Genomic DNA, 18,980 nt, shown 5'->3' with positions numbered 1-18,980 from the left:
TTTCTGGTAGGAAGCCCCATGACCAACTCCGATATCGTCCAGAAGCTCTGGAACCTCTGCGACGTACTGCGCGACGACGGCATCAACTACAGCGACTACGTCACCGAACTGGTGCTCCTGCTGTTTATCAAGATGGAATACGAGCAGGTGCAGAACAACGACAGCTTCGCCCACAAGCTGCCCGAGGGCGCGCGCTGGCCGGATCTGGCGGGTAGATCCGGCCTCAATCTGCTCGATCACTACCGGCAGATGCTGCTCGACCTGGGCAAGAACGAAGATCCGCTGATTGCAGCCATCTACTCCGACGCGCAAACGCGCCTGAAAGAACCGCGCCACCTGGAACAGTTGATCAAAAGCCTTGACGGCATCGACTGGTTCAGCGCCCGCCAGGATGGCCTCGGTGATCTCTACGAAGGCCTGCTGGAAAAGAACGCCAGCGAAACCAAATCCGGTGCTGGCCAGTACTTCACCCCGCGCCCGCTGATCGACAGCATCATCAACTGCCTCAAGCCACAGCCCGGAGAAACTATCCAAGACCCGGCCGCCGGCACCGCAGGCTTTCTGATTGCCGCCGACGCCTATATCAAGCGCCACACCGACGACCATTACGACCTCGACGCCAAGGCCCAGGCCTTTCAGCGCAACCGCGCCTTTGTCGGCATCGAACTGGTGCCCGGCACCCGCCGTCTGGCGCTGATGAACACCCTGCTGCACGGCATGGAAGGCGACGCAGAAGGCGTGGTGCACCTGGGCAACGCCCTCGGCCAAAGCGGGGCCAACCTGCCCAAGGTCGACATGATTCTCTCCAACCCGCCCTTCGGCACCGCCAAAGGCGGCGGCGGCCCGACCCGCGACGACCTCACCTACAAGACCAGCAACAAGCAGCTGGCCTTCCTCCAGCACATTTACCGAGGCCTCAAGCCCGGTGGCCGCGCCGCCGTGGTGCTGCCGGACAACGTGCTGTTCGAGGCCGGTGTCGGCACCGAGGTGCGCCGCGACCTGCTGGACAAATGCAACCTGCACACTCTCCTGCGCCTGCCCACCGGCATCTTCTACGCCCAGGGCGTCAAGACCAATGTGCTGTTCTTCCAGAAAGGCACCCAGTCCAACCCGCGTCAGGAACAGGGCTGCACCCAGCGCCTTTGGGTCTATGACCTGCGCAGCAATATGCCCAGCTTCGGTAAGCGCACGCCCTTTGGTGCGCAGCACCTCAAGCCCTTTGAAAACGCGTACGGCGATGACCCAAACGGCAACAGCCCGCGCGCCGAAAACGTCGAAGGCATCGGCGAGTTCAGCCGCTTCCGTGTGTTTACTCGCGAACAGATCCGTGAGCGTGGCGACTCGTTGGATATCAGCTGGCTAAAGGATGCCGGCAGCCTGGATGCCGCCGACCTACCGGCACCGGAAGTGCTGGCCGGTGAGGCCATGGCTGAACTCACCGAAGCCCTGCATGAGCTGGAAGAGCTGATGAAAGCGCTGGGGGCTGGGGATGAAGTGGCGGCGCAGAAGCAGCTGATGGCGGAGGTGATGGGGTTGGCGGTGGTTGAAGAGGCTGACGTGGAGTACAAGTCGTGAGCTGGAATATTCCGGAAACTTGGCAAATGGTAGCGCTTGCAGATGTTTGCTATCGAATCGTCGATGGCTCTCATAACCCGCCTGCTGGCCAAGCAAGTGGCAAGCCGATGCTAAGCGCCAAGAATATTCAAAACGGCAAAATACATTTTGATGAGTTGCGTCTACTCAGTGACGAAGACTTTGAAGTCGAGAACAAGAGAACCAACATCTCTGCTGGGGATGTGCTGCTAACAATTGTTGGGGCCTTAGGCCGTACCGCTGTCGTTCCTGAGTTACACAACGAGTTCACGTTGCAGCGAAGCGTTGCCGTTCTCAAGCCAGAAACTATTAACTCAAACTATCTTCGCTACTTATTAGATTCACCCATAGCGCAAACTTTCTTCTTGGAAAATGCCAAAGGGACTGCGCAGAAAGGAATTTATCTAAAGGCACTTGGGGCAATGCCAGCCCCGATTGCACCCCTCGCCGAACAAACCCGCATCGCCCAAAAACTCGATGAACTGCTGGCCCAGGTCGACACCCTCAAAGCTCGCATCGACGCCATCCCCGCCCTGCTCAAACGCTTCCGCCAATCCGTCCTCGCCGCGGCGGTTTCCGGGCGGTTGACGGAGGAATGGCGAAAGGCAAACTCAGATAGGGGATCACAGTACGACGATTCCAACTTACCTGTTGGCTGGTCTGTAGTTCCTATGGGGCGCTACGCCATCAACTATGACGGCGCTCGCAGGCCTATTTCAGCCAAAGAACGTGAATCCCTAAAAGGCGAGCACCCCTATTTTGGTGCAACAGGCCAGATCGACAGCATCGACGGATATACCCATGAGGGAGAATTCGTACTGGTTGGCGAGGATGGTGCAAATCTTCTCACTCGCGCAAAGCCTATTGCCTTCATAGCCCAAGGGAAAATCTGGGTGAACAATCACGCCCACGTTATTGCCAGCCCAACTGGACACTCGAATTCTTACTTGGCGTTTTACCTAAACACTCTGGATATCACCCCTTGGGTTAGCGGGTCAGCCCAACCAAAGCTGAATCAGAAAAACATGAACGAAATACCTGTTTTTGTTCCGCCTCCAGAAGAACAAACCGAAATCGTTCGCCGCGTAGAACAACTCTTCGCCTTCGTCGATCAACTGGAAGCAAAAGTTGCATCGGCCAAAAATCGGGTTGACCACCTGACCCAAAGCATCTTGGCCAAAGCCTTCTGCGGCGAACTGGTGCCCCAAGACCCCAACGACGAACCGGCTAGCAAACTGCTAGAACGTATTACAACAGCGAAACTCAATAAACCGCAAAAGTCCCGCAAGCCGCGGGCGCCCCAATCAACCCGTCCCAGCAAGAAGAACAACTCCATGAGCAAGAACCGCCAAGATGAGGATGTATTAGGTAAACCCTACCTCGCTGAGCATCTCCGCCGTTTGGGCTCAAAAGCCACATCTGAAGTCTTATTTAAAGTAGCCGACCTTCCGGTAACGGACTTCTACAAACAACTGGCCTGGGAAGTGGCTCAAGGACTAGTAGTTGATCTAGGTGAGACGCTGGAGGCTAACAATGAGGCTTGACCGGGTCTACATCAATGGGTTCAAGAACCTGAAGCAATTAGAGGTAGACTTCGACGAGCGCAATCTAACCACCGTATTGATAGGCCAGAACGGTGCAGGAAAGTCCAATCTCATCGAAGCTATTACGCATGTTTTTCGGTGGGTAGATTTACGGCGACAGGAGCCGCGCTTTCAGTATCGAGTCGAGTATCGAATAGACAAGGTCCTCGTATGTTTAAGCAACATAGAAGGTGAGCCGCCAATCCGTGTTGACGGGAAGGAGGTCAAGCGCACGGTATTCGAAAGGCGCAAAAGTGAGTGGTTTCCAGACTTAGTCTTTGGCTACTACTCCGGCGGTAGTCGGCGATTGGAATCACTATTCGACACCCACCAACGGAGATATTACGACGCTATTAAACTTGAGGACGATGACAACCTTGTCGCGCAGGCGCAGGCTGAACGTCGACTCTTCTATTGCCGACCTATCCACGGCATTTTGGCTTTAATGGCCTTATTCGCCTTTCCTGATGAGACGCTGACCCAAGAGCTCTCTAGCAAGCTAGGCATCACTGGCTTTCACTCTTTGCTTGCCCTTTTTCGTGAACCTTGGTTCGCACGCAGTAAGAAACCTGCTGAAAGACTACCCGAAAACTTTTGGGGTGCGGCCGGCCCCGCTGGCCGAACAGCACGCGCGTTCAAAGAGCAGGCATTCCACCCCATGCCTCTCACAGGGAATGCCATTGATGACTACCGCGATAAGCAGCAGAGTGAGTCGCAGTACGCTAACTTTCTGCCATCCCTAACTAAGTTACAGAGCGTAGCCAGTACCTTTAAAAACGAGAGCGAAATGTTCTATGCGCTAGAAGCAATGGATATTTCTGATCTGATCCGTGAAATGCTGGTCTGGGTAAAGCGCAGCAACGATGAAAGTGGCGATGTTGGCTTTGCTGACTTATCGGACGGCGAGCGACAACTGCTGATGGTCTTGGGATTGATTCGCGTGTCACGCGGCAAGCGAGCGCTGTTCCTACTCGACGAGCCCGATACCCACCTCAATCCGCATTGGCAGCACAGTTATCTGAAATTAATTGAGGACTGGACGGGTATTGCTGCCGAAGCCGACCAATGTCACATCATTCTGACTTCACACAATCCGTTGACTATCTCGGGCCTGACTCGTGACGAGGTGCGCGTCATGCACACAGATATTTCCGGCGCCATTGCTGTAGATCGGCCTTTCGTTGACCCGAAAGGCCTAGGTGTTGCTGGTGTGCTCACCGATATATTCGGCTTGCCCTCCACTCTGGATACGCCAACTCAGCTACTAATTGACCAACGAAATAAGCTAGCAAGCATTGCGAAGCCGACGGTTGAAGAGACGCAAAACCTTGAGCAGATCAACTATCAGCTGCGCCAGATGGGTTTCATGTATGAAGAGAGAGACGAGCTTTATCGCGAGTACCTGCGAAAACTCGATAACGTGGAGCTAGCCGATGCGATGCCGTTGACTCCTGATGAGTTGAAGCAACGTGACGAGACTACCCGTGAAATCATTGAACAGCTGTTGAAAACCCCATGATTTACGTTCACTGCGACTGGGGCATTATTCCAGATGAGATCAAGACCGATTTAGCAACCGCAAGCGCGGAACTAGATGCCATAGCTGACCCAGAGGCCAGGAAGAAATATATATCTGACAATAAAAATAAATGGGCAGCAGTCCGCGAATATTTACGCACAATGTCCCATGGTAAGTGTTGGTACTCGGAGGCTAGAGAGCGAGTTTCACGCTATCAAGTTGACCATTACCGACCACATGGTCGTGCAAAACAAGCCATGAAGACCTTTGATGAGGGCTATTCTTGGTTAGCATTTGACTTAGAGAACTATCGTCTAGCAGGTGCGCTGTGCAACACGCAGAATCAGGAATATGCGGACGATACTGTGGGTAAAGGTGATTGGTTTCCTTTATTAGATCCAACGGTTAGGGCTCGCCTTACTTCACGTGACGTCAGCAAAGAGTCACCAGTCTTGCTTGACCCCGTCGACCCCCAAGAACCTTACCTGCTGGTTTTCAAAGACAATGGAACAGTTGAACCAGACCCAGATTTGGACCAAACCGATAAAGAGCGAGTTAGCTTAGCCATCAAGTACCTAGGCCTGAGTCAGAGTCACCTCGACGGCGCTCGACGAAAAACTTGGCGCGCGTGCATAAAATTAGTTGTTAAATACAATCGAATCGCGAAGAAGGCGAAGGGCCAAAGAACTCCTGAAGAACAAGAGACACTGAAAGAACTCACATCTGAATTGATTAGCATGTCTAAAGCTTCAAGCGAGTTTTCTTCAGTTGCACGATGCTGCCTCAGGGCAAATCGCCTGCATAGACTAGTTATGGCCGACGAACTAGCTCCTCTCGCGGAAGAAGACTAAGAAATAATAATCGGGAAGTATCTAGCAAGTTCAGGGTGACTCAGTCTGAATTGTGGCAGCCGCTCTAGTATAAGGAACACTAAGCAAGGAACGCCCATGGATGTCGTGCAAAATCTTAAAAAGCCTACTCGGCCCGACCTCAAAACTGTTTGCCTGGCTGCAAAACCGCGCCAATCCAGTACGCCAACAATCTGAGCGATTCCTGCTGGTTTTCGAGACCCATGGCATCAGGCGCACGCCGATCAGCCGACTGTTTCCGAAAAATCTGCAGCTATTACCCTTCCAACTCTCCGATGCAGACGAGTTGAAAAATGTATTCACACAGGAGCACATCAACTGATGTGGCCAAGTTTTTCGTACTCGAACGAGAATGGCTCGGCGGCACCTCCTACGCGGCCAATGAGCTTATATTCAGCTACAAGTCGCCAGGCGAGTTTAATCAATGGCTATCAGGGCAAAGGCTGCCTGAAGAGAACGGTTTGAATAGCCCCAACGACGAACCGACCAGCGTGCTACTGGCGCGCATCAAAGTCCAACGCGCCGCCGCACCCAAGGCCAAGCGCGGGCGCAAGACGTCGTTCTGAGCGAAGGAGTCGTTATGCTCAATGCAGTTTTTTCAGGGAAGAAACGCGGTACCGGCCTGCAGAATCAGCAGGCCGCGCTGGAGCTGGCGGAGGGTGCCGAGGATGTGCTGACCGCCAGCGTCTTCGAACGCCTGGCCTATCTGCCTGATGATCTGCTGACTTCGGTGCTGTCAGAGCTGCTCGGAGAGCCCTTCGGCCCGTTGCAGGCTATCGAGTACTGGCCGAAGTGGCGCCTGCAGGATGGCACCCGCGTCGAGCCCGATGTGCTGCTGCAGGATGCACAGCGCTGTGTGCTGATCGAGGCCAAACGGCATGACCATGTACGCCAGCAGAGCGCCAGGCAACTGGCCAGTGAGTTGCTCGCCGGTTGGCATGGGAAGTACCTGGGCGATAACTGCATTCTCCTGACGCTGGGAGGCCTGGAGGATACGAGCGAAGCCGGACGTCAGCTGCTGCTCAGTGAGGTACTTGGCCGTCTACCAGCGGGCAGCGCAACACGCTTCTCGCTGGTATGCCGCAGTTGGCAACAGCTGTATCAGGCGCTGGAAAGCCAGGTCGATCCGGATTCACCAGCGGGCCTACAGCGTCTGCTTGATGACATCGCCAAATGCTATGCCTGGCATGGCCTGAGAACCCATCCGATGCGCTGGCTGGCAGGCCTGCAGCCACAAGGGATTGACGTCCACCCCAGCGCTTTCACCGCATGGAGCCGCAAATGAGCACCAACCTGCAAAACGCCCTGCTGGATGTACGCAAAGCCTATCGCCTGCTCGCCGACTACCAGCAACGCATGTTCGAGCTGCTGGGTTTTATCCGTGATCGGCTGGGTGCGAAAGACTATTACCACAAGTACCTTTATCCACTGCCGCAGGGGCTGGAAGGGCTGGATAAGCGTGATAACAGCGGCCTTCGCTACCTGCCCTTCTACGATCTGTCGGCGATCTGGTTGAAGAACCAAGGCCAGGACGCCCCTTGGGACAATCACATGCCCGGCGACTTGATGTTCGGTGCATGGGTGCGCAGTGATACAGATTTCGATAAGTACTCCGGCAAGTTCAACGGCCTGCATGCCGAGCAGAGCCGGAGTATTCTGGTGTTGTCAGTCGTGGTCTGTGAAAAACCCATGGCAAAGCCATGCAACTGGTACGGAAAAGTCTGGGACTACATGGACTACCCAAAGGACGACGAAGTAAATGACACCGACGTTCCTGGTTACCGCTGCTACGCCAAATCGATTAACCTCGAACAGCTGTCAGATCGCGACACAGTCGAAACAGCCATGGACGACTGGTGCGCACGCGCCAGCCAGAAGCTGAATACACCTGTTGGCGTCTGAGCAAACGTAGGGGCGACTATGGCCATTCCCGATTTCCAGTCCGTTATGCGCCCGGTGCTTAACGCCGTCGCCGACGGCACGCCTCTGAGCCTGAGCGCACTGCGCGAGCGCATTGCTGATGAGTTCCAGCTCAGCGAGGCAGAGCGCCATGAGCGCCTGCCTTCCGGCCGCCAGACAGTAATCAATAACCGTGTGGGCTGGGCACGTACTTACCTGAACAAGGCCGGGCTGCTGAACATCCCGACCAAAGGCCAGGTGCAGATCACCCCGCGTGGCCTGGAAGCCCTGAGCACTGGCCCGGAGCGAATCACAGTAAGCTGGCTGAAACGCTACCCGGAGTTCGCCGAATTCCATACGGCCCGGCCCAGCAGCGCTGACAGCGAAGCGCTGCCAGTCAGCATCGATGAAGACATCACTCCCGACGAGCAATTGACCCAAGCACATCAGGCCCTGATCAAGTCGCTGGCGGATGACTTGTTGGTCCAGGTGCGCGCCGCAACGCCCAACTTCTTCGAGCAACTAGTAGTGGATCTGATGATTGCCATGGGTTACGGCGGCTCACACAAGGAGGCCGGACGCGCCACCCAGCAGACCAACGATGACGGCATTGACGGCATCATCAAGGAAGACAAGCTGGGCTTGGACGTGATCTACCTGCAAGCCAAACGCTGGACTAACACCGTGCATCGCCCGGAGATCGACAAGTTCATCGGCGCCCTCACCCGCCAGCGTGCCCGTAAAGGCGTGTTCATCACTACCTCGGAATTCTCCGCTGGCGCCCGCGATGCGGCCATGGGCCTGGATATCAAAGTGGTGCTGATCGACGGCGTGGAACTAGCACGACTGATGGTCGAAAACAGCCTGGGCTGCAGCGTGAAGCAAGTTTACGAAGTGAAGGAGCTGGACAACGACTACTTCATTGAGGACTAACCCATTTACCCGGTATCACTTTCCATTGACTATCGATGGGAGTGTCTAGAAAAACAGAGGCTATTCAGTTGGCCGATCTGCGGTACAGAAACAGTACACTGGCGGTACAGTGCCCAGCTTTCACAGATTCCGCTCAATTACGCTTAACCCGCTCTACGACGCTACTTTCAGCTCACTGTACCTGCGCTAAGCTACGCCCGATTTCACTGGGCTTGCAGCGTTTCTAGGCAACTCATAATCCTTTGGTCCACGGTTCGAGTCCGTGTGGGCCCACCATATAAAAAGCCGCGCATTGCGCGGCTTTTGCGCTTCTACCTGTATCGACTTCATATCTACTCTTCAACCATTTTGCCTCTCCACAAACGCAGTAAACGCTTGCAAGGGCAGCGGTTTGCTGAACAGGTAGCCCTGAAACTGCATGCAGCCGTTACTTAGCAAAAACTGCTGCTGCGCGTCGGTTTCTACACCTTCGGCAATCACGTTCATGCCCATGCTTTGTGCCAGGGCGATAACGGTGCGCACGATGGTTTGGCTGCTGGTATCGGTGAGCAGGTCGCAGACGAATGAGCGGTCGATTTTCAGGGTGTTGAGGGGCAAGCGTTTGAGGTGGCTGAGGGACGAGAAACCGGTGCCGAAGTCGTCCAGGGAGAAGCGCACGCCGCGCTCGACCAGAGCGTTCATTTTCCGCAGCAGGTCGTCGATGTCCTGCACGATCAGGGTTTCGGTCAGTTCCAAGTCGAGGCGGCGGGCGTCGATGGCGTGCTCGTCGATCAGCCGCAGCATGTCCGCCACAAAGTTGCTTTGGCGAAACTGCTTCTGGCTGATATTCACCGCCAAACCGATGTCGGCGTAGCGTAGGTCGTCCTTCCAACAGCGCAGCTGGCGAACGGCCTGCTCCAGCACCCATTGGCCGATGGGGATGATCATCCCGGTCTTTTCTGCATGGTCAATAAACTCGCCGGGGCCGAGCAAGCCGCGCACGGGGTGTTGCCAGCGGATCAACACTTCGGCGCCAATGACCTTGCCAGTGCTGTCGAGCTGAGGCTGGTAGTGCAGCACAAACTGCTGCTCGCGCAGTGCTACGTCGAGGTCGCTGTCGAGCATCGAGCGTTCAACGGTATCGCTTTGCAGAATGTGCAACAGCACAAACAGCATCAGCATGGCGGCAATGCCCTGCACCCAGGAGCCGCTGATCCGCACCTCATCCGGGAGGTGATAAGCCGTTGTCGGGCTCCAGGATGAAGAGGCCAGGGCGGTAAACAAACTCAGGCAGAGCAAGGCAACGCCATAGCGCAACCAGATCGGCTCATCGCGAAAAGCCATCAGCGCAGCGACGGCAATCGGCAGCAGGTACAGATGCGTGGCGCGCGGCGCGGCGGCGGTGTGCGGGTCCATCAACAGGGTGGTGCCAACGATCACCAAAATGATCACGCCGAACAGCAACATATTGGCCTGGCGCACCTGGTTGCGCAGAGTCAGGGTAAACACACCCATGCCGCAAAGGATCATCACCAGGTCCATCAAGGCAACTCCCCACTGCCCACGCAGGCTGAAGAAGATGCCCCAGAAGCTGCCCACCAGCAGCAAGACCAGGCTGGCAAGCATACGCATGCGGCGCTCGCGGCGCTGCCCGATCAAGGCTAGATCGGGTGAGTACCAGAGTTTGATCACCTGCTTGAGAAAGGCAGACAGAACGGTCATTAAAAGTCCCTGTTTGACCCGTTACTTCGCCAAGGAAGTCGCCCGCGGGCATGCCGACGCAGCGATTTATCGATGGGCCGATCTGAGTGTAGACGGCGTAACAGAGGCGCTATGACCGATTACCATGCAGCGACGTTACTCGCCGGCATGCTCGGCACTGTGCCGACCAACCACGCAGTTACGGCCCTGCTCTTTACCGCGATACAGGCGCTGGTCGGCGCAGCGGTAAAGCTGCTCGGCGCTACTGCCATCGGCGGGCCACTCGGCAAGGCCGAAGGTGGCGGACAAGGGAATGTCCTGGCCGCCATAACGCATTGGTTGGCTACACAGTTGCGCACGCAGGTTTTCCACCAAGGGTTCGGCGCCGCGGCCATCGGTGTTGCGCAGCAGCAGCCCAAACTCTTCACCCCCCAGGCGACCCAGCGTATCGGTGGACCGCAGCCGATGGCTGAGGCTGTTGCAGATGTGCCGCAGCGCTTGATCGCCAGCATCGTGGCCGTACTGGTCATTCACCGCCTTGAAATAGTCGATATCCAATACCACCAGCACCAGCTTGGCCTGGCTGCGTTTCGCCTCGCGGATGCTCTGCTCCAGGCTTTGTTGGAAGCTGCCACGGCTGGCCACACCGGTCAGCGCATCGGTGCGCGCCATATGCTGCAACTTTTGATAGGCAGTGGCGCGACGGGCTTCGTAGAGGTAGACGAAGACCAGAATCATCACACCGCAAAACACGGCGTTACCCAGGTCGATCAGGCTTTCGGCATCGCGCTGAACCGGGTAGGTGTACAGGTACAGCAGGCAAGCGCCGATCACAAAAGGCAGTGACAGCAAGCTGCCGCGCTTGAGCCCGAGTAGCAGGTAGGACAGCACAGGAATGCTGTAGACCCAGACAAAGGCGGTTTTCGAGGCGTTGGGGATAACGATGATGTACAGCAGAAAGCTGAAGGTCGGCACCAGGTAAAGGTAGATCCAGGGCAATAGGTTGCGCACCCGGACAATCCGCCAGGCGCCCCACAGTAACGTTGCGGTGGCGACCAACTCGAAACTGGCGAACAGGTAGTTACCGGCCATAAATTGCAGTGCGCAGAACACTCCGAGGGTCAACCCGGTACTGGCAAAGATCATACGGATCAACGAACGCTGACCGACGTCCTGCAAGTCGTCGACGGCGGCGTTGCTGTCACTGCCCGGTTTGGTTCGCGGTCGAAAAAACATGGCCCGGCACTGCATGGATGGCGGTTTGATGGCTCACTGTGCCTCAACTGCCTGGGCCTTGACCAGATAGGCAGCGTGCGAACCGCCGATCACGTGCGGTTGACTTGCCCGCCAAAGCCCTTAAAGTGCCGCCCTATGCACACGCACATTTGCCCAATTTCCGCGTTTTATTACGCCCTGCCCCCTCTTACCAGGCGGTAGATGCGTTGTTGCATGTCCGATCCGCCTGAGGCGGCCCGGATAGCACACCCCCACTCCAGTCTCCTCAGGCTTTTGCCTTAACCAGGAGACACTTATGCCCAGTAACACCCTTGATCTGCTCGACCAGCTCGCTGCTCGTGGCTTTATCCACCAGAGCACCGACCTCGATGGCCTGCGCCTGGCGCTCAGCCAGGGCCCGATCACCTTTTACCTCGGTTTCGATGCCACGGCGGACAGCCTGCACGTCGGCCATTTGCAAGCCTTGATGCTGATGCGCCACCTGCAGCGCGCCGGGCACAAACCGATCCTGCTGATTGGCGGTGCCACCACACGCATCGGCGACCCGAGCTTTCGCGACAGCAGCCGGCCGGTGCTGACGGAAGCACAGATTCAGCACAACATCGCCGGGATTACCGGCTGCTTTGCCCGCTACATCCAGCTGGGCGATGGCCCCAGCGACGGCCTGGTGGTGGACAACGCCGACTGGCTGGACGGTATCGGCTACCTGCAGTTTCTCGATCAAGTCGGCCGGCACTTTTCCATCAACCGCCTGCTGACCTTCGACGCCGTGCGCAACCGCCTGGAGCGTGAACATTCGCTGAGCTTTCAGGAGTTCGGCTACACCCTGCTGCAGGCCCACGACTTCACTGAACTGGCGCGTCGGCACAATTGCACCCTGCAACTGGGTGGTGCCGACCAGTGGGCCAATATCATCAATGGCGTGGAACTGGGCCGGCGCCAGCGCTGCCAGCCGCTGTTCGGCCTGACCATGCCGCTGCTGACCACCCGTGACGGGCGTAAGATGGGCAAATCCGCCAGCGGCGCGGTGTGGCTGAATGGCGACAAGCTCTCGCCGTACGACTTCTGGCAGTTCTGGCGCAATTGCGATGACGCTGACGTGGGGCGCTTTCTCGCCCTGTTTAGCGAACTGCCGCTGGATGAGGTGGCGCGCTTGAGCGCTCTCGAAGGCGCCGAGCTGAACCAGGCGAAAATCATCCTGGCCAACTCCGCCACCGCCCTGGCCCATGGCGAGCAGGCCGCACGCGACGCCGCAGCCACCGCCCTGGCGCTGTTCACGGCGCAGGAAACGGACGCCGAGCTGCCGCAACTCAGCGTTAGCGCGGAGGATCTGGCAGGCGGTCTCAGCCTCACCGACCTGCTGCTGCGCCATAACTTGCAGCCCTCACGCAGCGCAGTACGCCGCCTGGCGAGCGGCGGCGGTCTGCTGTTGAATGGCGAACGCCTGAGCAACCCGGACCAGCCGTTGCAAGCCTGGCAGCTGGGCCGCCGGCTAAGCCTGGGCAAGAAGCGTCATTACCTGCTGCAGGCGCGGTGACGCAGAGCTGCGGCTGATCGTGCACATGGCACTCGACACTTACCGGCGACGTACATAGCGCCTCCGGTTGCCCCCTGCGCGCAGCGCCACCCATAATCGGCCGCACCTGATTCTGGATGTACTGCGCCCATGGCCATTGCCCGCGACGACCTCGACCAACACGGCCTGATCATTGGTGTTTCGCCCGAGCGCTTCCGCGCCGTGGCCATGCCGCTGTTGTTCGACCACCTGAACGCGCAATGCGAGGGCACCATCGCGGTCAATCGGCAGGCGCGGATTGTCTGGATCAACGATAAGTACGCCGAAAAGGTTGGCATTAGCGACCCGCGCAGCGTGCTCGGCAAAGAGATCGAAGACGTGCTGCCAGCCAGCCGCTTGCGAGAGGTGGTGGAAAGCGGCCAGCCAAGCATGCTCGACCTGATGGCCTTCGGCAGCGAACACTTTGTGGTCACCCGTATTCCGTTGCGCGATGAGGACGGCACCCTGGTCGGCGCGCTGGGCTTTGTGCTGTTCGACCGCGCCCGTCACCTCAAGCCGCTGATGGCCAAATTCAATACCCTGCAGAGCCAGCTGCTCGCCACCCAGCACGAATTGGCCAAGGCGCGCCGCGCGCGTTACACCATTGCTGGGTTTATCGGCGCCAGCAGCGCAGCCAGCGAAGTCAAACGTCAGGCCCGCCGCGCCGCGCAGTTGGACGCCACAGTGCTGCTGCGCGGCGAAACCGGCACCGGCAAGGAGCTGCTGGCCCAGGGCATCCACAACCTGTCGCCACGGGCCAATGGGCCGTTTGTCGCGGTCAACGTCGCGGCCATTCCGGAAACCCTGGTCGAGGCCGAGCTGTTCGGCACCGCGCCCGGCGCCTTTACCGGTGCGGATCGCAAGGCGCGTATCGGTAAGTTCGAGGTGGCCAACGGCGGCACACTGTTTCTCGATGAAATCGGCGACCTACCGCTGCCGTTGCAGGCCAAGCTGCTGCGCGTCTTGCAGGAGCAGGAGGTCGAGCCGCTCGGCTCCAATCAGGTCAAACCGTTGAATGTGCGAGTGATCGCTGCCACGCACATTGATTTAGAGGCCAAAGTCGCCGCCGGGCAGTTCCGCGACGACCTCTACTACCGCCTCAACGTACTGGCCCTGCGTGTACCGCCGCTGCGTGAGCGCCGCGAGGATATTCCGGCGTTGCTGGAGCATCTGCTCGACGATATTGCCAACCGCTCGACGCAGGCCCCGCTGGAAGTCAGCGATGACGCCCTCGCCCTACTGAGCGCACAACCCTGGCGCGGCAATGTGCGCGAGCTGCGCAACCTGCTGGAACGCGCCCAACTGGATGTCGACGGGCACCTGAATGCGCAAGTCGTGCGGGCGCTGCTGGTTGATCCGGTGACGCCCGCGGCGCACACCCCGGCACCGCAGCCAGCGACCACCGTGACGCAAACATTGGCGGAGCAACTGGCACAGGCCGAACGCCAGGCGCTGATCGACGCCCTTCAGGCCACAGCCGGCAACCGCCAACAGGCTGCGCAACGCCTGGGTATTTCCCGCGCTGGGCTGTATGCCAAGCTGGCGCTGCATGGTTTGGGTAAACACGACTAAGCCAGTCGCGCGCCCGCCTAACGCGAACGCAACTCCCTATAGGAGCGGGCCATGCCCGCGATGCTTTTGAACCCGCCAGAGATCGCGGGCATGGCCCGCTCCTACACGTGTGCAAGTCCAAAGTTCTGGACTTAAAGCCAATTCAACCATCCAGTTATCTGGACTAATTCCAATAAAACAGACACACCCTGCTCCCCCGACAACCCCGCCAAATTGCCTTAAACCCACGCAACCCCTCAACCACAAGCCTTTCACCCACCTAGACCAAAGTCGTAGCCCCGTCTGGCACAGCTTTCGCTCTAGTCTGCTCAACGCTTTGCCTCGCTGCCTGACTTAACGAGCAAGCTCATCAGCGTCGCCATAGAGCGGTGCTTAAAACAACAACAAAAGGAACCAGCCATGGGTACCCTCGGTATTCTGATTTCCCTCGCATTGTTGATGTACCTCGCCTACCGCGGCATCAACGTGCTGATCCTCGCCCCCCTGCTCGCGTTGCTGGCCTTGCTGTTTGCCGGTGACATCCACCTGCTGCTGCCCACCTACACCCAAGTGTTTATGAAGGCCATGGGCGGCTACGTGATTCAGTTCTTCCCACTGTTTCTGCTGGGCGCGCTGTTCGGCAAGTTGATGGATGACTCGGGCTCAGCCCGCGCCATCGCCCAGGGCATCGTCGCGAAAGTCGGCAGCGAGCGGGCGATCCTGGCCATCGTACTGGCGTGCGGAATCCTCACCTACGGCGGCGTGTCGCTGTTCGTGGTGGCGTTTGCCGTGTACCCGATTGGCGCGGCGTTGTTCCGTGAAGCGGGCATTCCCAAGCGCCTGATCCCCGGCGCCATCGCCCTCGGCTCGTTCACCTTCACCATGACCGCGCTGCCCGGCACCCCGGCGATTCAGAACGCCATCCCCAACCCGTTTTTCGGTACCGACGCCTTCGCTGCGCCGGGCCTCGGCGTTATCGCCGGGCTGATCATGTTCGGCCTCGGCACCTGGTGGCTCACCGCACAGTCGCGCAAGCTGATGGCGGCGGGCGAAGGCTATGGCGCGCACCGTGATGACCCGGTCGCCGAGGACAACCGGGCGATCCCGGGTTTCTGGCTGGCACTGCTGCCGATCTTCGTGGTGATCGTGTTGAACTTCCTGATGGCCAAGCAGATTCTGCCGAGCATCGATACCAGCTACCTGGCCAAGCCGGAATTCGGCGGCCTGCAAGATGCCAAATCGCTGATCGGTATCTGGTCGATCATCGTCGCCCTCAGCGCGGCCATCCTGCTGTTGATCGCCATGCACTGGCAGCGCTGGATGGACCTGAAGAAGAGCGTCAACGACGGCGCCTTCGGCTCCATGCTGCCAATCCTCAACACCGCTGCCGAAGTGGGTTACGGCACGGTGATCGCATCCCTGGCCGGCTTTGTGATCATCCGCGACCTGGTGCTGGGCGTCTCCGATAACCCGCTGATCTCCGAAGCGGTGGCGGTGAACATCCTCGCCGGCATCACCGGCTCAGCGTCCGGCGGCATGTCGATTGCGCTGAAGACCCTCGGTGAGCAGTACCTGACCATGGCCAATGCCGCCGGCATCAGCCCCGAACTGCTGCACCGCGTCGCGGCCATGGCCTCTGGCTGCATGGACACCCTGCCGCACAACGGCGCGGTGATCTCGCTGCTGGCGATCTGCAAGCTGACGCACCGTGAGTCATACAAATTTATCTTCGTTAACACCGTGGCGTTCCCGATGGTGGCGCTGGTGGTCGTCATCACCCTAGGCACGCTGTTTGGCAGTTTCTGACGGGCCCGGTGGCGCCCTTGGGCGCCATGCCGCCTGTACTCAATGTTGTTTAATCGCTTTCGAGTACCCGCTATGAGCAAGATCATGACCGCCGCCGCTGCGGTGGCGCGTATCCCGGACAACGCCAACCTGGCCACGGGCGGCTTCGTCGGCATCGGTTTCGCCGAGCAGATCGCCATTGCCCTGGAGCAGCGCTTTCTCGCTGAACAGGCACCGCGCGACCTGACCCTGGTGTATGCCGCCGGTCAAGGCGACGGCAAGGGCCGCGGCCTTAACCACCTGGCCCATGAAGGCCTGGTGCGCAGAGTAATCGGCGGCCACTGGGGCCTGGTGCCGGGGCTGCAGAAGCTGGCGGTGGAGAACCGCATCGAAGCCTACAACCTGCCGCAGGGGGTGATTTCCCAGCTGTTTCGCGACATCGCCGCCGGCAAGCCGGGGCAACTGTCGCGCGTCGGCCTGGGCACGTACGTCGACCCGCGCCACGGCGGCGGCAAGCTCAATGCGCGCACCACCACCGAGCTGGTGCGACTGATGCCCATCGAAGGCGAGGACTACCTGTTCTACCCGACATTCCCCATTCACGTGGCGGTGGTGCGCGCCACGAGCAGCGATGCCGACGGTAACCTGAGCTTCGAGCGCGAGGCGCTGACCATCGAGAGCCTGGCCATCGCCATGGCCGCGCGCAACTCGGGCGGGCTGGTGATCGCCCAAGTTGAGCGCATTGTCGAACGCGGCTCGTTAAATGCTCGCGAGGTGAAGATCCCTGGGATTCTGGTCGACTGCGTGGTACTGGCCGAGCCGGCCAATCATCAGCAGACCTTTGCCACCGCCTACAACCCGGCCTTCGCCGGCGAAACCCGCGTGCCGATGGACAGCCTGAAAGCCATGCCGCTGGATGTGCGCAAACTGATCGCCCGCCGCGCGGCACTGGAGCTGAAAGCCGGTGCGGTGGTCAACCTCGGCATCGGCATGCCCGAAGGTGTGGCCGGGGTTGCGGCCGAGGAAGGCGTGATCGAGCGCCTGACCCTGACCGCCGAACCCGGCGTTATCGGCGGCATCCCCGCCTCGGGGCTGGATTTTGGCGCGGCAAGCAACCACAGCGCGCTGCTCGACCAACCTTATCAGTTCGACTTTTACGACGGCGGCGGTCTGGATATAGCGTTTCTCGGCCTGGCTCAGGCCGATGCGGCGGGCAACCTCAACGTGTCCAAGTTCGGCTCACGCCTGGCCGGAGCGGGCGGTTTTATCAATATCAGCCAGAACGCCAAGCAGGTGGTGTTCCTCGGTACCTTCAGCGCAGGGCCGCAGGATATCCGCATCGCGGATGGCCAGCTGCGCATCATCAAGGACGGCGAGCTGTGCAAGTTCGTCGCCGAGGTGGAACACCGCACCTTCGCCGGTCACCAGGCTGCCGAGCGCGGCCAGCCGGTGCTGTATGTCACCGAACGCTGCGTGTTCCGCCTGACCTTAGATGGCCTGGAGCTGATCGAAGTGGCGCCGGGGGTGGATATCCAGCGCGACATCCTCGACCGCATGGACTTCACCCCCATCGTGCGTACGCCGCAGCTGATGGATGCGCGGCTGTTTCTGCCGCCGCCGATCGGCCTGAGCGAGCAACTGAACGCTGATTAACATTTGAGTGTGAGTTTACGGGCCCGCTGGGCCCGTTTTTTTGCCCGGATTTTGCTGTACACCTTAGGTGTGGACCACGCCTCACCGTTCCACCGTGGGTGGCAGAGACGAATACCAAGGGTGGAAATAAACCGCGCTATCCACCCTACACTCGCTCACCCAACTTATGCCGAGCAGCATACAAACACACCAATTCCATCGCCACGGTGGCCCCGGCCAGAGCGGTGACCTCCGCGTGATCGTAAGGCGGCGAAACCTCCACCACATCCATGCCAACCAGATTGATCCCGCGCAGGCCACGGAGAATTTCCAGCGCCTGATGGGTACTCAGGCCACCGCACACCGGCGTGCCGGTACCGGGGGCAAAGGCCGGGTCGAGGCAGTCGATATCAAAGGTCAGGTACACCGGGTTATCACCGACCCGCGCGCGGATCTGCGCGGCAATCTGCTCCGGCGTGCTGCGGTGCACCTGGCGTGCATCCAGCACCTGAAAGCCCATCACATCGTCATTGGTGGTACGCAGGCCGATCTGCACCGAACGCGATGGATCGACCAGCCCTTCGCGAGCGGCGTGATAGAACATGGTGCCGTGGCTGACGCCTTGCTCGCTGTCGTCGAGATCCGGCCAGGTGTCGCTGTGCGCATCGAAGTGCACCAATGACAGCGCGCCGTGTTTACGCGCATGGGCCTTGAGCAGCGGGTAGCTGATGAAGTGGTCGCCGCCCAGGGTGAGCATGGCGCAACCGGCCTGGACGATATGCTCGGCGTGCGCCTCGATGGCGGCCGGAATTTTGTGCGGCAGGGCGTGATCGAAATTGCAGTCGCCGTAGTCGATCACCGCCAGGTGGTCGAAGGGGTCGAACTCCCAGGGGTAATGCCGCTCCCAGGCGCTGGTGATCGATGCCGCGCGAATCGCTCGCGGGCCGAAGCGGGTACCGGGGCGGTTGGTGGTGGCGGTGTCGAACGGCACGCCGCTGACCACCAGATCCACGCCTTGCAGGTCGCGGCTGTAGCGCCGACGCATAAAGCTGGTGACGCCCGCATAGGTCGGCTCGGAGAAGGTGCCGTAGAGGCTGTCGCGGGTGAAGGCCAGGTCGTTGCCGTTGAATGCTTCCATTGCCTTG

The 18,980-nt window shown here is 59.1% G+C and carries 16 protein-coding genes; 13 read left to right on the top strand and 3 right to left on the bottom strand.

The window, feature by feature from the left end; all coding sequences use genetic code 11:
• The first annotated feature begins 18 nt into the window (after positions 1 to 18).
• From HCI85_RS18390 to HCI85_RS18350, 9 genes are all read left to right on the top strand, one after another.
• Positions 19 to 1,575 (top strand): class I SAM-dependent DNA methyltransferase, encoded by a 1,557-nt coding sequence (locus tag HCI85_RS18390; RefSeq protein WP_167146923.1) that lies wholly within the window; start codon positions 19 to 21, stop codon positions 1,573 to 1,575.
• On the top strand, positions 1,572 to 3,137 hold the full coding sequence (locus HCI85_RS18385; protein ID WP_167146920.1) for a restriction endonuclease subunit S: 1,566 nt from the start codon (positions 1,572 to 1,574) through the stop codon (positions 3,135 to 3,137). The genes HCI85_RS18390 and HCI85_RS18385 overlap by 4 nt, the downstream gene beginning before the upstream one ends.
• A complete protein-coding gene (locus HCI85_RS18380) occupies positions 3,127 to 4,695 on the top strand; it encodes an AAA family ATPase (protein WP_167146917.1) in 1,569 nt (522 codons plus the stop codon). Before HCI85_RS18385 ends, HCI85_RS18380 begins: the two co-directional genes overlap by 11 nt.
• Positions 4,692 to 5,546 carry a hypothetical protein gene (locus HCI85_RS18375; protein ID WP_167146914.1) on the top strand — a complete coding sequence of 285 codons (855 nt, stop codon included), beginning with the start codon at positions 4,692 to 4,694 and terminating at the stop codon, positions 5,544 to 5,546. The genes HCI85_RS18380 and HCI85_RS18375 overlap by 4 nt, the downstream gene beginning before the upstream one ends.
• Positions 5,547 to 5,646: 100 nt before the next feature.
• A complete protein-coding gene (locus HCI85_RS18370; protein ID WP_167146911.1) occupies positions 5,647 to 5,886 on the top strand; it encodes a hypothetical protein in 240 nt (79 codons plus the stop codon).
• A 1-nt stretch (position 5,887) separates the two neighbouring features.
• Positions 5,888 to 6,130 carry a hypothetical protein gene (locus HCI85_RS18365; RefSeq protein WP_167146908.1) on the top strand — a complete coding sequence of 81 codons (243 nt, stop codon included), beginning with the start codon at positions 5,888 to 5,890 and terminating at the stop codon, positions 6,128 to 6,130.
• A gap of 14 nt (positions 6,131 to 6,144) precedes the next feature.
• Positions 6,145 to 6,849, top strand: coding sequence for an F-box protein (locus HCI85_RS18360; RefSeq protein ID WP_167146905.1), 705 nt, complete (start codon positions 6,145 to 6,147; stop codon positions 6,847 to 6,849).
• Positions 6,846 to 7,466 (top strand): hypothetical protein, encoded by a 621-nt coding sequence (locus tag HCI85_RS18355; RefSeq protein WP_167146902.1) that lies wholly within the window; start codon positions 6,846 to 6,848, stop codon positions 7,464 to 7,466. The genes HCI85_RS18360 and HCI85_RS18355 overlap by 4 nt, the downstream gene beginning before the upstream one ends.
• An 18-nt stretch (positions 7,467 to 7,484) precedes the next feature.
• Complete coding sequence (locus HCI85_RS18350) at positions 7,485 to 8,396, top strand: restriction endonuclease (protein ID WP_167146899.1); 912 nt, start codon at positions 7,485 to 7,487, stop codon at positions 8,394 to 8,396.
• Between the two features lie 339 nt (positions 8,397 to 8,735).
• Here HCI85_RS18350 and HCI85_RS18345 read toward each other — a convergent pair whose 3' ends face one another.
• Positions 8,736 to 10,097 carry a putative bifunctional diguanylate cyclase/phosphodiesterase gene (locus HCI85_RS18345; protein WP_167146896.1) on the bottom strand — a complete coding sequence of 454 codons (1,362 nt, stop codon included), beginning with the start codon at positions 10,095 to 10,097 and terminating at the stop codon, positions 8,736 to 8,738.
• Between the two features lie 135 nt (positions 10,098 to 10,232).
• Positions 10,233 to 11,312: a GGDEF domain-containing protein gene (locus HCI85_RS18340; RefSeq protein WP_167146893.1), complete on the bottom strand. Its 1,080-nt coding sequence runs from the start codon at positions 11,310 to 11,312 to the stop codon at positions 10,233 to 10,235.
• 295 nt (positions 11,313 to 11,607) lie between these two features.
• Here HCI85_RS18340 and tyrS point away from each other — a divergent pair, with 295 nt between their 5' ends.
• The 4 genes from tyrS (at position 11,608) to HCI85_RS18320 (ending at position 17,856) form a co-directional block, all read left to right on the top strand.
• The gene (gene tyrS, locus HCI85_RS18335) at positions 11,608 to 12,849 is read left to right on the top strand and encodes a tyrosine--tRNA ligase (protein WP_167146889.1); all 1,242 of its coding nucleotides are present in this window, start codon (positions 11,608 to 11,610) and stop codon (positions 12,847 to 12,849) included.
• Positions 12,850 to 12,978: 129 nt separating this feature from the next.
• Positions 12,979 to 14,439: a sigma-54 interaction domain-containing protein gene (locus tag HCI85_RS18330; RefSeq protein WP_167146886.1), complete on the top strand. Its 1,461-nt coding sequence runs from the start codon at positions 12,979 to 12,981 to the stop codon at positions 14,437 to 14,439.
• Positions 14,440 to 14,838: 399 nt separating this feature from the next.
• The gene (locus HCI85_RS18325; RefSeq protein WP_167146883.1) at positions 14,839 to 16,224 is read left to right on the top strand and encodes a GntP family permease; all 1,386 of its coding nucleotides are present in this window, start codon (positions 14,839 to 14,841) and stop codon (positions 16,222 to 16,224) included.
• Positions 16,225 to 16,296: 72 nt separating this feature from the next.
• Positions 16,297 to 17,856 (top strand): acyl CoA:acetate/3-ketoacid CoA transferase, encoded by a 1,560-nt coding sequence (locus tag HCI85_RS18320; RefSeq protein ID WP_167146880.1) that lies wholly within the window; start codon positions 16,297 to 16,299, stop codon positions 17,854 to 17,856.
• 145 nt (positions 17,857 to 18,001) lie between these two features.
• Here the strand turns inward: HCI85_RS18320 and speB are convergent, their stop codons facing one another.
• Positions 18,002 to 18,973, bottom strand: a complete 972-nt coding sequence (gene speB, locus HCI85_RS18315) for an agmatinase (RefSeq protein ID WP_167146877.1) — start codon at positions 18,971 to 18,973, stop codon at positions 18,002 to 18,004.
• Positions 18,974 to 18,980 lie beyond the last annotated feature (7 nt).

The sequence above is a fragment of the Pseudomonas sp. OTU750018 genome (assembly GCF_011636575.1).
Lineage (GTDB): Bacteria > Pseudomonadota > Gammaproteobacteria > Pseudomonadales > Pseudomonadaceae > Aquipseudomonas > Aquipseudomonas peli.
Note: the sequence above shows the minus strand (reverse complement) of the source record. Positions and strands in the feature narration are given on the sequence as shown.